This window comes from Metabacillus sp. RB-C-LZQ-3-1 (assembly GCF_058315175.1).
This window is the reverse complement of the sequence record NZ_JBZFLI010000005.1, coordinates 34,432-49,993: the sequence shown is the minus strand read 5'-3', so window position 1 is coordinate 49,993 and position 15,562 is coordinate 34,432. Positions and strand designations below refer to the sequence as shown.

The 15,562-nt window shown below is 36.9% G+C and carries 11 protein-coding genes; 1 reads left to right on the top strand and 10 read right to left on the bottom strand.

The features are described 5' to 3' along the window. Window positions 1-227: 227 nt before the first annotated feature. The 5 genes from AC4GZ8_RS09575 to AC4GZ8_RS09555 form a co-directional block, all read right to left on the bottom strand. Complete coding sequence (locus tag AC4GZ8_RS09575; RefSeq protein WP_491081628.1) at window positions 228-773, bottom strand: GNAT family N-acetyltransferase; 546 nt, start codon at window positions 771-773, stop codon at window positions 228-230. 136 nt (window positions 774-909) lie between these two features. Beyond that, on the bottom strand, window positions 910-1,554 hold the full coding sequence (locus AC4GZ8_RS09570; protein ID WP_491081627.1) for a pyridoxine/pyridoxamine 5'-phosphate oxidase: 645 nt from the start codon (window positions 1,552-1,554) through the stop codon (window positions 910-912). Between the two features lie 51 nt (window positions 1,555-1,605). Next, the gene (locus AC4GZ8_RS09565; RefSeq protein WP_491081626.1) at window positions 1,606-2,118 is read right to left on the bottom strand and encodes a DUF1572 family protein; all 513 of its coding nucleotides are present in this window, start codon (window positions 2,116-2,118) and stop codon (window positions 1,606-1,608) included. Window positions 2,119-2,412: 294 nt separating this feature from the next. Then, the gene (locus tag AC4GZ8_RS09560) at window positions 2,413-2,871 is read right to left on the bottom strand and encodes a 2-thiouracil desulfurase family protein (RefSeq protein WP_491081625.1); all 459 of its coding nucleotides are present in this window, start codon (window positions 2,869-2,871) and stop codon (window positions 2,413-2,415) included. 92 nt (window positions 2,872-2,963) lie between these two features. Further along, on the bottom strand, window positions 2,964-3,374 hold the full coding sequence (locus AC4GZ8_RS09555; protein ID WP_491081624.1) for an Lrp/AsnC family transcriptional regulator: 411 nt from the start codon (window positions 3,372-3,374) through the stop codon (window positions 2,964-2,966). Window positions 3,375-3,504: 130 nt separating this feature from the next. On the opposite strand from AC4GZ8_RS09555, the gene AC4GZ8_RS09550 reads away from it, so the two are divergent. Next, the gene (locus AC4GZ8_RS09550) at window positions 3,505-4,266 is read left to right on the top strand and encodes an MBL fold metallo-hydrolase (RefSeq protein ID WP_491081623.1); all 762 of its coding nucleotides are present in this window, start codon (window positions 3,505-3,507) and stop codon (window positions 4,264-4,266) included. Window positions 4,267-4,692: 426 nt separating this feature from the next. Here the strand turns inward: AC4GZ8_RS09550 and AC4GZ8_RS09545 are convergent, their stop codons facing one another. The 5 genes from AC4GZ8_RS09545 to AC4GZ8_RS09525 form a co-directional block, all read right to left on the bottom strand. Beyond that, window positions 4,693-6,954, bottom strand: a complete 2,262-nt coding sequence (locus tag AC4GZ8_RS09545; RefSeq protein ID WP_491081622.1) for a metallophosphoesterase — start codon at window positions 6,952-6,954, stop codon at window positions 4,693-4,695. 524 nt (window positions 6,955-7,478) lie between these two features. Next, complete coding sequence (locus tag AC4GZ8_RS09540; RefSeq protein WP_491081621.1) at window positions 7,479-9,017, bottom strand: response regulator transcription factor; 1,539 nt, start codon at window positions 9,015-9,017, stop codon at window positions 7,479-7,481. Further along, window positions 9,010-10,800, bottom strand: a complete 1,791-nt coding sequence (locus tag AC4GZ8_RS09535) for a cache domain-containing sensor histidine kinase (protein WP_491081620.1) — start codon at window positions 10,798-10,800, stop codon at window positions 9,010-9,012. The genes AC4GZ8_RS09540 and AC4GZ8_RS09535 overlap by 8 nt, the downstream gene beginning before the upstream one ends. A 301-nt stretch (window positions 10,801-11,101) precedes the next feature. Then, a complete protein-coding gene (locus AC4GZ8_RS09530; protein WP_491081619.1) occupies window positions 11,102-13,129 on the bottom strand; it encodes a beta-galactosidase in 2,028 nt (675 codons plus the stop codon). Continuing rightward, window positions 13,122-15,464, bottom strand: coding sequence for a glycoside hydrolase family 95 protein (locus tag AC4GZ8_RS09525; RefSeq protein WP_491081618.1), 2,343 nt, complete (start codon window positions 15,462-15,464; stop codon window positions 13,122-13,124). The genes AC4GZ8_RS09530 and AC4GZ8_RS09525 overlap by 8 nt, the downstream gene beginning before the upstream one ends. Between the last annotated feature and the right edge of the window lie 98 nt (window positions 15,465-15,562).

Below are 15,562 nucleotides of genomic sequence, written 5' to 3'. Positions count from 1 at the left end.
CCGTTCTGTCCGCAATTATTCTATAAAAGTACCAATGAAGCTTCACTCCCTCTATAAAACATATAATGTGAAATACAAGAACTTGTTATAACAGTAAAATGAATGATGAAAGATGTTCTTTTGCTTATTTAATCTTTACTTCTTTATTCAAAAATGATCGCTCTTTTTCATGAAAATAAGCGCAGATCCGTATAATGGAAATGCGCCTGATTGCTGAATCTAGTGATCTATTTTTCTTTCCATTCTTCCGCTAACATTCCATAAACAGCATGATCAACATAATGATCATACAGCCATTCTGCTTGTCTAATACACCCTTCGTTTACAAACCCTAATCTTTCAGGAATCCCCCTGCTTTTCTTATTTTCAACAGCAGCCCTAATTTCAACTTTGTTTATCTTTAGCTCATTAAACGCATAATCAGTTAAAGCCTTCGCAACTCTTGTCATAATCCCATTTCCTTGAAACTGTTTCCCAAGCCAATACCCAATATACGCTACTTTATTTGTCCAATCTATTGAGTTATAACTCGCAACACCAACAATTTGCCCCTTATATAAAATAACAGTCGTTATGCTTCTATTTTCAGCAAAACCTTTTAAACTCAAAGTTATATATTCTTTTGTATCATCAAGTTTAGTTGTCGCATCCAGCCAAGGAAGCCATTCTCTAAGATAATCCCTAGAGTTATTTGTTAAATCAAAAACCTTTTCGGCATCTCTTAATTCTATCAATTTTAAAGCTAAATCCTCATCAATTTTATGTATAAACATTATTCTCCCCCTTATATATTTAATAACGTTGATCTTGAAGGATTGCACGTGTTATCCTTTTTCAGGATAAGCACCCTTTTATGGAATAAACTTTCGGGAGATTTGTCCCAAATATTATTTCTTAAATTGTTGTAAACTATGGCCACAGAAGTTCTTTGATCCATACGTTATTTTCCCTTCGATACAATAAGCGTATATGCTTCCTTTCTCTATCTCCTTGCCAAAATTCCACCTCACTTGCTGCTACTTTATATAAACACCAATGAGGGTCTACTGTATTCGGTTCGCTTTTCACTCGCTCAATTTGCTTAATAAATGATTCCTCTAAGACTTTACTGTCGGGCAAAACTTTACTTTGTTTTCCTAGAAGAGCAATGGCTCGTGCAACTTCCCCTCTTTCTAAAAAATCCTCTGCACTTTGCTCTTTTCCTACCCTCAATGAGGTTCCTCGTATTCGAACTTGTCTGCCAATCAAAGACCAATAAAAGGTTAAAGAAACGTTTGAGTTCATCTTCAATTGTTGTCCCTTCATACTGGTTGAACTAGAGGCAAAATACCATCCATCTTCATCCATATCTTTTAAAATAAGTACTCTTGCATCAGGATGCCCAAAACTATTGATAGTAGAAAGTGTCATGGAGTGAGGTTCATGAACTCCATTTTTTATAGCAAGATGAAACCATTCTTGAAAGAGCTCATTTGGATTTGAAGGAACATTTGCAGGGTCAAATTGGGGAAATGGTCCTTCTAAAGCTTTGAGATTTCTTAGGGTATCCTTCATATGTGTACTCCTTTTCCTGTAATCTCTTCGTTCAAGCAAAGGTAAATTATTTTATTTGATTTTTTTAGGTATTGTTAGACTCTTCCAATCATCGGACTTAATTTGTTTACCCATATAAACGATTTGTCCTATATGATAAGAATAATGGTACATGCTTTTTTCAATCGCTTCTATCACAGTAAGGGGGTTATTGCTAATGTATATTTCTTGAAGAAGATGTTCCTCATTTAGCGAATCTAATTCATCAATAAGAACATCCCATCCCTTATTCCATATCTGGTATAACATTTCACGAGTACATACTGAGTTTTCAAATTCTCCATCTCTATCTCTAAAAGGTTTTTCACCATCTGAAATTAAAAAATCAGTCCAGCGTGAAACCATATGCCCACTCATATGCTTTACGATCACAGCTATGCTATTAGAATTTTCGTTAGGTGCCCAAAATAAAGATTCTTCATTAAGCTGTTCAAATGTTTTTTCAGCAATACTTTTCATTTCTTCAAATCGTGCTTTAATGACCTTCAAATAGACAAAAGGAATTTCTTTATGGCTAAATGACATAACTAACAACCCCTTTACGTTTTTTCATAAATTACATACTCAATAGCTATTCTCTAAACAAATAACTATTCCTTCATCAAACCTGACTCAATATATTTTGACATAAAAATCTCATTGTTTTTATAGTCGATCTGGCCTGATTGAGGCTATTATGTGTATCCTTATACAGTTTCAGATAATTTTCCTTTTCGTGTCTTCTAGCAACAAAAAATGCCTTAAGTCCCTTAATTACAAGGGCTTAAGGCATTTCACTTGTAGTTTTTTGCTTTGGAGGATTATAAATTGAAAATCATGTTAAATGATTTTATCGGAAAACTGTTCTTCGGAAATGACTTGTATTCCGTTTCGCTTAAGTAAAGCAGCAGTGACTCCGTTTCCAATCATTTTCTTACCTATAAATTCGCCATTATAGATCATTGAACTGCCGCAGGAAGGGCTATACTCTTTAAGAATAACTATTGTTGCTCTCACCTCTTTAGCCTTTTTTAAAGTAACGTAAGCTCCTTTAATGTATAAATCCGTAACGTCTCTGCCCGTTTTCTCAACCACTTTTGCTTTCCCATCCAATACGTCTTCTCCGTTACCGCCTATTATCTCAGCAGGTTCTCTAGGCGTGGAAAAACCTCCTAGCAATTCAGGACAGACAGTCATTGCTTTATTCTCTTCTATTAGTTTACATATCTTATGATCTAAACTATGTGTACCGTTATACCTTACCTTTAACCCTGCTAAACAAGAACTTACTAAGATCATTCATATCACCTCAACCCGGTATCGTACCTTATGAACTTGTTCTATTAAACTAATAAGTTACTCCCTTAGGGCCAGTTTTTTTGTCTTCCGTGCTATTTATTAATTACAATCGATAATTTATAATTTGCATGCTCATTTAATTCCTCTAAAAATTGATTCATTTCCTCATTGGATGGAAATTTGCATTCGAGGAGATAACAACCTTCCCCGCTGATTTTATAGTTATTTATTAGATATTGCGCTTGTGTTTTTATGAATGCCAAATATGGCTGGTGATAAATGCTTTGTGTCATGATCGTAATAAATGCATGAATATAAAATCCCAATTTGACTTGGTTCACTTTGATGGTATAGCCCTCAATAATGCCGTGATCCTCTAGTTTTGCCACTCTAGCCGTTGCAGCTGGTCCGGTCAAATGGACTTTCTCGCCCAACTCTTTCATTTTAATCCGGCTGTTTTTGGATAGTTCATCTAGGATAAGCAGATCCGTATTATCTAACATTTAGTTAACTCCTTTCATAAATAAAGTCAAACGTCCAAAACACTTTATTTAAACTATGTATCCATATATTGGCCATAGTTTAGAATATACATTGTTCAAAGGAATTTTCAATGAAAAGGAGTTAATATATATGAATATACATCAAATTCGCAATGCAACAATTGTTGTTGAATATGCAGGGAAAAAGTTTTTAATCGACCCAATGTTAGCGGAAAAAGGAGCTTATCCTCCCTTCCCAAATGCACCAAGACAAGATCAAAATAATCCTTTGGTAAGCTTGCCAACCTCCCTTGACAATATTGTTCAGGATATTGACGCAGTCATCGTGACACATCTTCATCTAGATCATTGGGATGAGGCAGCTAAAGAAGCATTGCCAAAAGAGATGAAAATATTTTCCCAAAATGAAGAAGATGCAACAGAAATTCGAAAGGCTGGTTTCAAAAATGTAGAGGTTTTACAAGAGGATACAGTCTTTGAAGGTATCCAATTCATTAAAACAAAAGGCGAGCATGGAAGAGGCGAGATCTTAAAGCTTGCTGGACTAGTGTGCGGCGTTGTATTTAAGCACCAAACCGAGAAAACATTATATGTTGCCGGGGATACAGTGTGGTATGAAGCAGTTCAAGAAGTAATCGATACACACAAACCAGAAATCGTTGTCGTAAATGCTGGAGACAATCAATTCCTTGAAGGCGGTTCACTAGTTATGGGGAAAGATGATGTCTATGAAGTTTATAAGGCTGCTCCTAACGCAAAAATTATTGCTGTCCACATGGAAGCCGTAAACCACTGGGGATTATCCAGAGATGAATTAAAGAGCTTTGCAAATGAAAAAGGTATCACGTCTAATGTATTAGTACCAGATGACGGTGAATCTTACACATTTTAGATAAAAGCGGACATACCTTAAGCTGAGGTAACCAATGCCGGTAGAGGCTAAATAAAGAACTAGTTCGTTGTTCTTATGTAACGATTGAACAAGAAAACTATGAGACATTTAAAGACTTCTGTTACTGGTAATACCGTCAATTTCTCTCTTATGATGCTGTTTCGGATTGAAGATGGCAAGAATATTAAGAAAAGATCACAATGTTGATGCACATGACATTCTCCGTCAATTAGGCGTTAACGCAAACAGTTAAATAGATTCATTTAGAAATTAAGAGACAAAAAAAGCAAGAAATATTTTAAGCAGTTATCAAGGATTGAGTCCTGTATTGTACAGGACTCAATCCTTTTAGTTTTTCTTATGAGTCATTGACTTTATTGTTTAATTCTTCCATCTACTCTTAAGTACTTGTACCGCATTTCTCTTTTAGTTTGGTGCAACAATTACCTGATCATCGAGTCTGATATCATCAATTGCCCAGTACCAGTTATTTTTGGCATTATACATTCTCCATTGTAGTTTCATAGACGTAACCCCTTCAGGAACGTGTATCGGTTTCACTTCATACTTATTTAAAACATGACCATTTTTATTATCAGAAGTGCTTTGGTTATCATAAATAAGAACTTGCTGCTTTTCACCATTATCAAAAACTGCTGTTACTTCTGCTGTTTGAATTCCTTCTTGTTTATAATGAGATGCAAATCCCAAGGATAAGGTTTGACCGCCTTCAACTTTTACAGAGGGAGACGTTAACGTACTATCAAAATACCCTTTGGAAGCAGGTGAACCAAAATCATCCCATTCGTCTGGATCTGCTACAGCAATAACACCTTGTCCAAGATCAAAATCTTCACGATCTTGTCCATCAGCCTTTGTCCAAAAATCTTTTGTTGTAAAGCTCCAGCCCTGCCATTCGGTTGTCCCTGCAGGCATATTAGAGCTATTCGTAATCGTCCAGTCATTTGGAGTTTCTTGTGTCCACCCAAGAATGGAGCTGGAAATATTCTCATTAACGGCAGGTTTTAATGATGTCTGCAAACTTTCAAAGTCTTGGCCAAGCATCATATTTACTAGGACTTGGATTTTCTTTGATCCGATTATTTGTTCACCTTCATAAGCTGTAATGGTTAATTCTGAAGCACCAGAAAGTTCTTCTGAAGGTGCAGCTTGGACAGTATACGTTTTTTCTTCATTTCCTGTAAGCTCGTATAGTACCTCATTATTTTCCAGCGCCCAGCCAGCAGGTGCATCAATCTTAATTTTACCGTTTACAGTTTTATTCCCATAATTTTTCATCTTTACATGAATCGAAGTCGCTTCACCATTCGTGATTAAAGCTGGAGAGGCTTGTGCTGAAACCATTTCTAACGCTTTCGTTGTTCCTTCAGCTTTTACATTTGTATTACTTGGATTCCCGAATGAATCCAATGCTTGCACCTCAATTTCATAAGCAGTGCCTGGCTGAAGTCCATTCACTGGGAACTCTAATTTCTCAGGCACAGGATCATAATAGAAATCAGAAAATACTTTGAAGTCTGCATCTATTTCACCAGTGGCTTTATTTTTTGCCTTAATATGATATGAATGAACAAGCAGGTTATCAGTTGCCTGCGGAAACTCGATGGTTAAACTTCTTAATGTTGATTTCTCCTTTATGATCGAGGCCTCGTCTTTAGTCTTAAATGTTGGATGTTTCTGATCACGGTCTTCTGTATATTTAAAGTCCTTTTTCTTAGCCGGGAATTCGATCACCCATGGATCTCCTGCCCAATCATCCTTATGGAAATCACGTTTCTTAATAACAACTTCATTATTATAGACCTCTACAACCATCCCTTGACTAATATCTCGATTTCCTGGTGGATGAATCCCTTGAAGCTTACCTGGCTCCAATTCTAAATAACTTACCGATGAAGTTCCAACAGATGTAAAGTCTTTTTGATGAATTGTTCTTGGATCTTCAAGCGGGTAATGAGAATGTCCAGAGAAAGTAATAACTTGAGGATAATCCTTTAATGTATTATATAAAAGTTCTTTATTTTCCTGTGTTCCCCACAAATCACTTCCATACACTGTTTCTTTAATATGCTGATGAAGGAAAACAAAGATCGGTTCTCCTGGGTTGTCTTTTTCTGCCGCTTCCAGCTGTTCAGCCAGCCAGTTAATTTGCTCAACGGTATACAAACCGTGAGTATTGCTATTTTCAGGACTTAATGCAATAAAATGATAGCCATTTACTTCTTCGTGATAATAGATTGATTCCATCCCGGTTTTTTCTAGAAAGCGAGCTTGGGCATCCTTAACCGATAAACCATTCCAATAATCATGGTTTCCCATTGTAAACATAGAATTGACGCCAGCTTGTTTCTTTGCATTGTAAATAGAGAAAAATTTATCATACTCTGTTGCATATCCGTAATCGGTCAAATCTCCTACAACAACAAAAGCATCCTGATCAGGTGCAACTTTGTTCAATTGATCCATTGCTGATGTAAACTTTTCCATATCAGCAGTTGATCCATTATCAATATGTACATCACTAATCACAGGAAAAACAAGTTCTGGTTTACGATGATGATTTTCTAGATTGGATGATTCAGAGAAAGCTTGTACACTAGATACAGAGGTTATTAGCCCAAATGTGATGGTTGCTACTATTGCTCCAATTTTTTTCTTTGATTTCATCATAAAGTCCCTCCTAATAAATTTACTTCAACAAAATGAATACCTAAAAAACACTCCTTTTTAATTTAGATTATGTGGCTTACCTAAAGTCCTCCGTATGACTTTACTCCACATGTTTTACTCTATCTTGTTGCCAAGTAAGTGAGCGTAAAAAAATGATTAAGTTTGTAGAGCTTTTGTAAAGGGATTATGAAGAAAAGCGCTAGCGCCTTCGTCATGCTGTACAAACTGAAGGAACATCGAGTGTGATAAAAGAATAGGGTAAGCGTATTGAACAGGTGTTGACTTATCGCAGGGATATAATCTGATGTTTGATAGGCGTTGGAGCTAGACACAAAACCTAAGTAAAAACATATCCTTTCTTACTTTTGAACAAAGCTAAAATTCACATCAGTACCTTTACGTCTCCAGAAAATAAAAGAAATCGGCATCTTTAATGGCCGATTTCTTTTGAACAACTAGTTATTTTAGAATTATTTAAATGCCCTTCATACCACCGATAAAGGACATTAACTAACAAAGTACTACTTCACTTTCTTCCGATAAGCAGAAGGAGATGCACCAACATATTTTTTAAATTTATTATGAAAATAGTCGACATTTGTGAAGCCAACTTGTTCGGCGACTTGGTATACTTTTAAGCCTTTGTTAAGTAGCTTTTTTGCATTTTCGATGCGGACTTTATCGAGGTAGGTATTAAAGTATTCACCTGTATGATTTTTAAATAATTTCCCTAAGTAAGCGCTATTATAATTAAAAATTTCCGCTAGCATTTCAAGCTTTAGATGTTTATGGTAATTTCTCAATATGAAGTCCTCCAGCCTTTTCATTTGATCATGCTGGTCTCCATATTCTAAACTGCTCATAATTTTTGTGAAAAGTTTTTCACTATATTTCATGAGTTGCGGCAAATTTATTTGTTTATAAATGTCCATCATACCTTCTGAGACATCTGACAAAACAGATTGGATTTCTGGTTTTTCGGCGGAGCATTTATTCAATACAGTCGAAATCAATCGGAAGTAATATCTTTTTATTTCGTCTTCCGTGCATCCTTCATTAACGAGTAATTGGGCCATTTCTATTAAACGTTCTTCGATTCCTTTATGACTGGTGATGTCAATGGCAAAGTAAATCTTTTCAGCAAAAGTGTCTAATAACGCTTCATAATCTTCGTCACTTTCCATTCTCACCTGTTGTCTAGCTATGAATGGCTTAGAATCCTTGTTCAAGAAGGCTTTTTCCTCATAATAGAAATGATTTTCAAGTAACTCCTTTGCTTGCCTATAGGCAGTTGATAATTCTTCTATGCTAGTAACGACTTCACTCATACTCATAATTGGGTCATAGATATGGATGATCTTTTTAATCGTTTCAAAAAGATATTGAGAGGATTCTGGAGTTTTTGGTCTATCCTTTACGATCATTCCAATCGTTGAGTCATTGATAAAAAGTGCGCCTCTGTCTGGTTCAAATGATTGCGCGAGCGCCTGTTTGATTTCTTCTATATCTATGTTATTGCTAGATAAGAATTTTACTAAAATGATTTGGTATTCCTTTGATGTTAGCTGCCAATAATCCAATTCTTCCTGTTCATATACAGAGTATTCTTCTTGCAAGAGTGACAAAATAAATTTATTTTTAAGGAGTGTATGATTGCTTTTTTTTAGCTGGTTCAGTGATTGTTGTTGATCTAATTTCTTTTTTAGTTTCTCTAAATATTCGACTAGTTCATCCTCATCAACCGGTTTTAATAAATAGCCTGTCACTCTGGCACTTATCGCCTTTTTTGCATATTCAAAGTCTGCGTACCCGCTTAAAATAATAAAATGAACATCTTTATCCGTTTGACGGATTGTTTCAATAAGTGTAATCCCATTCATTTCCGGCATCCGGATATCAGCTATCATGAGGTCAATATGATGGCTATGATACTTTTCTAGCGCTTCTTTCCCGTTGGAAGCAGAATCAATTACGTTGAAGCCATAACTTGTCCAAGGAATTAATGTTGTTAACCCTTCTCTAATCATCGGTTCATCGTCAACAATTAACACATTATACATGATGATCCCCCCTTGTATCGATGACAAAACATATCTTCGTTCCCTTTGACGGATTACTCTCAATCTGAAGGCCGCTTTGCTCTCCAAACGTTAAAATTAACCTTTGATGAACATTAAGTAGTCCAATTCGATTCTCTCGATTATCATCGACCTTTTTTAATGTCTCCTTAATTAAATGAAGCTTTTCCTCACTCATGCCTACACCATTATCAAGGACACAAACATATAAAAAATGATCTATGATTTTTGTTTCAATTATCACTTTTCCGTCTTTCTCTTTGTTTTCAAGACCATGGATGACAGCATTTTCGACTAGCGGTTGAATAATGAGAGGATTAATATATATATTTTCTGATTCAGGATCGATTATTAATTGATAATCAAGCCTGTCGCCGTAACGGAACTTTTGAATATCCAGGTAGCATTTTATTAGTTCGATTTCACTTTTTAACTGAACCATTTCTCCCGTAACAGAAATGCTTTTTCTCATTAATTTACCTAATATCTTTACAACACTTGCAATCTCTTTTTCTCCTTTTATATGCGCCTTCATGCGAATCGACTCTAATGCATTAAATAAAAAATGCGGATTGATCTGACTAGCCATCATTTTCAACTTAATTTCTTGCTGGCGTTTTTCTAATATATTTTTTTCAATATGGACCTTTTCAACCTCTTCTATTAATTCCTTGATATTGGTGACCATTTTATTGATCTGATCTGATAAAAGTCCGATTTCATCTGAACCTTGGACGTGAATGGTTGCATCTAAATTTCCCTCGCCAACCTTTTTTATCTGTTTATTTAACGAGATAATCCTGTTTGATAAAATCTTCGTAAAAAAGGTAATTAATAATAAAGCAACAACTAAGCTCATTCCCATCACCAAAAGGCCATGTTTTACAAATCGGTTTGCATCAGCCATAATAGCTTTATTTGGGATAGCAGAAACAAATTTTAATTCATTCTGGCTATCCTCTGTTAGCAAGGTATCGATTAAAACTTCTGAATCCTCACCATTTACTTTTCCATTGTAAGAACCTGTTGCTCCATCAAAAGGGATTTCACTTTCGACTATGTTTTCAAGCTTCCTGCCAATATACTCTTTACGATTGGAAACAACAATATAATTGTTATCATCCACAACCATAATTGGCGATTGTTCCTGACTTAATATTTCATATAGATAGTCATTACTTATATTAATCACCAGGACTGCGTTTGATTTGTAATTGGAATACTTAATGTTACGCACTAAGCTTAAATACTTCCTATTATTCCGTGTTTCATCTGATATATAGAACCAACCAATTAACCCATTCGCTTCTTCAGCAGAACGGTACCAAAACGGCTTTGTGTCATCAGGTGATTGAGGGATGAACTCCCAGTTATTAAGCATCGTTGTATTTTTCGTATATAACCTTATGTTTGTGATTTCTTTAAATGTTTCTTTATATTCTGCAAACCTAGTGTAAGACTGATAGGCGATGAACACTTCCTGTGTTGTTTGATACGGTGTATTGACAATTCTTTTTAACTGATGATCCAGCGTTAAATTATCTGATACATAAATCGCCTTTTCCAATGCTTCCGCTGTTCGCTTTTTCACACGTTCAACATTAGCCGCAGATTGCTCCTTTGCATCATCAAGTGCTGTTGATCTTAGCTCATGTGTTAAAAAGATTCCAACCATTAATAGTGGAATCATGACAGCAACCATAAAGGAAACAACCATTTTTGATTGTATTTTCATATCGTTAAAGAAGTGAATAAGGGATCTCATGATTACACCAGCCAATAATTGATCGATTTCTGAAAAAAATTAAAATTTTATATAAAGTGAAACTTCCATCAGTGGGGGGTTTTCTTCATCCACCACTGATGGTTAGTTGAACCAATCGGACCTTTACGGGCAGTTGTCCCCACCTGCCTACTTTGTAAAATCAGAAGCTTGAGAGGCGGATTACTGCCCGTTGAGAGTGGGATAAATTTCATTGTAAGCGTAAACATTTTGTTGTGCAATAACATCTTTCTACCATCTAGATGAAAGACCTCTGCAAAGGATCTTTCATCTAGTTCTGTCTTTATTTTCTCTCAATAATTGCCACCCCGTGTGCTGGCATTTCTACTAATTCATTTACTTGCTCTTTTGTTAACAGGTTATAGCCGGATACATGAGATAGCTGAACTTGAACAGCTTGTTTCGTATGATTTAGGACAAAAAGATAATGTTTGCCTTCTTTGATACGTTCCGTAATCTCCACACCTGATGGTGCTGTGAATTCAGGTTTAAATCCTTTTTCTTCAGCTATATGACCAACTAAATCTTGTAAAAATTCAGCATCAGCACTTGAAGCGACATACCAAGCCTGCCCTTTTCCAAATGTATGTCTTGTTAGTACGGGCATTCCTTTATAAAAATCTTCACCATAAGTTGCGAGCACTTCTGCTCCTTCAGAATGAATGAGATCAAACAGTAGATGACAGCTGTACTCACCGTTTAAGTTCCCAAGCTCTTTTTCCATCACGATTTTATTCGTATGTTCTGGGGCAAGTGCATCAATTTCTTCTGACCAAATACCTAAAACACATCGCAGTTCTCCTGGGTATCCCCCAAGTGTAACAAGATCATGTTCATCTACAATCCCGCTGAAGAACGTCGTAAGGAAGGTCCCGCCACTTTCAACATAGTTTTCTATTTTCTCAGCATAGCCTTGCTTCACCATATAAAGAACAGGAGCAATGACAAGGTCATAAGCTGATAAATCTGTATCAACACTAATCATATCAACTTGAATGTGTTGGTTAAATAATGCTTGATAGTATTTGTGAACCTCATCTACATATTTTAACGAAACAGAAGGTCCGCTTGAGAATTCTGTTGCCCACCAATTATCCCAATCGAACAAAATCGCAACTCTTGATTTCACACGGGAATTTAATAGTGTATCAGATAGCTCAACAAGCTCCTCTCCCAGTTCAGCCACTTCCCGGAATACTCTTGTCTGTTCATGGCCTACATGTTCAATTACCGCCCCATGAAATTTCTCGCAGGCTCCTTGGGAACGTCTCATTTGGAAAAATAATACCGTATCTGAACCATGTGCAATAGCTTGATAACTCCATAGACGCATCACACCAGGACGTTTCAATGCATTGTATGCTTGCCAGTTTTGTTGACTCGGCGTTTGCTCCATCAGCATGAAAGGCTCACCGTCTTTTAATCCTCTCATTAAATCATGGCTCATCGCCGTGTAGCTGATCGGTGTATCAATTCCCGGATAATTGTCCCATGCAATGACATCCATGTATTTTGCCCATTTTTGATAATCTAATGGTTTGTAAGCTCCCATAATATTCGTTGTAACAACTGAATCAGGCATTGCCTTTTTTATGATTTCATATTCGATTTTATGGCATTCTAGCATACTATCAGAATTAAAACGAGCATAATCAAGTGAAATCCCTTGGAACATCGTTTGCCTTTCACCGAAATGTTCACTTAATAGATTCGGTACGACGATTTCATCCCAATCATAAAACGTATGGCCCCAGAATCTCGTATTCCACGCTTTATTTACCTTCTCTAGTGTTTCATATTTCTTTTTCAGCCACACACGGAATTCCTTTTCGCAATTGTCACAATAGCACACACCACCCCATTCATTCGAAATATTCCATAATAAAACAGCCGGATGCTCCTTATATTGATTAACTAATTTCTCTACAAATAAGGATGCATATTTTCGATAATTAGGGCTGTTTGGACATGAGTTATGTCTGCCTCCGAACTTTCTCCTTTTTCCATCAAACTCCGTTCGCAGAATATCCGGGTATTTCTTAGCCATCCACGCAGGGTGTGCCGCTGTCCCTGTTCCTATCCCTACTTTGATCTCATTTTGATGAAGTGTGTCTATTACTTCATCAAGCCATGCAAAATCATATGTGACCTCATCCTTTTGACTTGTAGCCCAAGCGAAAATATTCACACGTACAAAATCGATGTTTGCTTTTCTAAACAGCCGCATATCTTCTAACATTGTTTCACGATCATATTGTTCCGGGTTATAGTCTCCGCCATAAATCATTTTTGGTATTTTTGTGCTAATCATGGTTTAGCTCCTCTCTTACATTTCGTTTAATAAGGACTCTTTCATTCTCATTCATGGAGATGGCTTCTATATTTGATCGGAGTGTTCCATCTTCTTTTTCTACTAGTAAAGGTTGGTTTTTATAGAAAACTTGTAAACTGCTTTTAACCGTTGCTAGAATTTCCGCTTGCTTTAGTTGTCCTTTTTCCCACTCGATATTTACGATGAATCCGCCTCTGGCTCTAATCCCTCTTATAAAGCCATTTGGCCAAGCTTGTGCAAGTGCTGGGAGTAACTCCAGTTTTCCTAAATGACTTTGTAGCAGCATTTCGACGATACCTGCCGCCCCACCAAAATTACCATCGATTTGAAATGGAGGGTGATCATCAAAAAGATTAGGATGTGTGGATCGAGCTAACAAGGTCTGAACATAGGAATGGGCTTTTTTGTGATCGTGAAGTCTTGCGAATAAGTTAATGAGCCAAGCACAGCTCCAGCCAGTATGACCGCCGCCATTTGCAATCCGATACTCTAATGTTTTTCTCGCAGCATCTACAAGTTCAGGTGTCTCTATTTCATTGATTTGATTGCCAGGGTATAGCCCATACAAATGGGAGACATGACGATGGCCAGGCTCATGCTCTGGAAAATCTTTATACCATTCTTGTAATCTACCTTCTTTATTTACTTGGAATGGTACAAGTCGTGTTATTGCATTCTTTAGTTCATTTCTAAAATCTTCATCAAGGTTCAATATCTGGCTTGCTTCGATGCAATTTGTGAATAATTCTCTAATTAAAGACATGTCCATCGTGGAAGCCATTGAGATGCTGCAGGGTTCGCCTTTTGCCGTTAAAAACTTATTTTCCGGTGATGTAGAAGGATTTGTAACCAAATATCCATCAGGACTTTCAATCAACCAATCAAAGCAAAACTCTGCAGCACCTTTCATGAGCGGATACGCTGTTTCTTTTAAAAATTGTTTGTCTAAGGTATAGAGATAATGCTCCCATAAATGACTTGTTAACCATGCTCCAGCCATTGGCCAAAACGCCCATGAAGCTTGACCGGACGACGGGGTGCTCATTCTCCACAAATCTACATTATGATGAACCGCCCACCCTCTGGCACCATACAAGGATGAGGCTGTTTTTTCACCAGAAATACTCAAATCTTCGATCATTGAAAAGAGAGGTTCATGGCATTCACTTAGGTTGCAGCTTTCGGCTAACCAGTAATTCATCTCTGTATTAATATTTGTTGTATAATCACTGTTCCATGGCGGCTGAATAAATGGATTCCAAATCCCTTGCAGATTGGCAGGCTGTGTTCCAGGTCGCGAGCTTGTAATAAGCAAGTATCTGCCATATTGAACATACAAAGCTTCAAGCTCTGGGTCGTTCTTTTCCTGCTTATACTTCGCTAATCGTTCGTCAGTTGGCAGGTCACGACACTTAGCGTTTCCAAGCTTGAGATCAACCCGGTTAAAAAGTGATCGATGATCGTGGATATGAGCTTCTTTTAAGGTTTCAAATGGAATCTGAGCCGCTTGATCTATCCATTTTCTGCAGGTTGAATCCATATTCTCGTCAGGATCTTGATGAAACTTTGTAAAATTAGTTTTTGCGGTCAGTAATAATGTCACAGATTGTGTGTTTGAAATCTCAAGTTTTCCATCTTTAAGCTTGATTGTTCCTCCATTCACATTTGCTTGAAGATGAATTTGAAATTGTAATCCACGTGTTTCATCATACTCAATGATTTCGGGGACTTTGACAGAGATCGGACTCCGCCCATGGACAATCAGTTTGTTGTGCTCTGCTTCTTCGATAGTATGACGTAATAATGAGTGGATCGATGCCGTGATATGAATCGGCTGGTGATCTGATTGAATTCGAACGGCAATGACTTGGTTTGGCATGCTAGTAAATGTTTCTCTTGTGAATGTGGTGTTACCAATTTTGTACTCGGTTGTTGCCACTCCTGTCTCTAAGTCTAGTTCTCTTTCATAGAATGAGGGCTCTCCTTCAAGGTGATGTTCAATATAGAGGTCCCCAAGTGGCTGATAGGCTTCCGTGTCCTCTCCAACCATGTTTGTTTCAATGATCTTTTCAGCTTCAGCATATTTTCCTTCAAAAATAAGGTTTCGAACTGTTTGCAAGTATTGATGTGTTTCTTTGTTGGCTTTGTCTCTAGGAGTACCTGACCATAGGGTGTCTTCGTTTAATTGAATTTGTTCTTTTTGGATACCTCCGAATATCATTCCGCCTAAACGGCCATTTCCGATTGGCAACGCCTCTTCCCATTTGTTTGCAGGTTGTTTATACCATAATCTCATCGGGTTATTGTTTTGCATGTTTTCACTCCTGTCGATTAAACGGTAACAAGCGCATGGAAATCTATGCGCTTGTTGGGCTTTTCTTTAGACTGCTTTGTATAACTTTGTTGCTATGA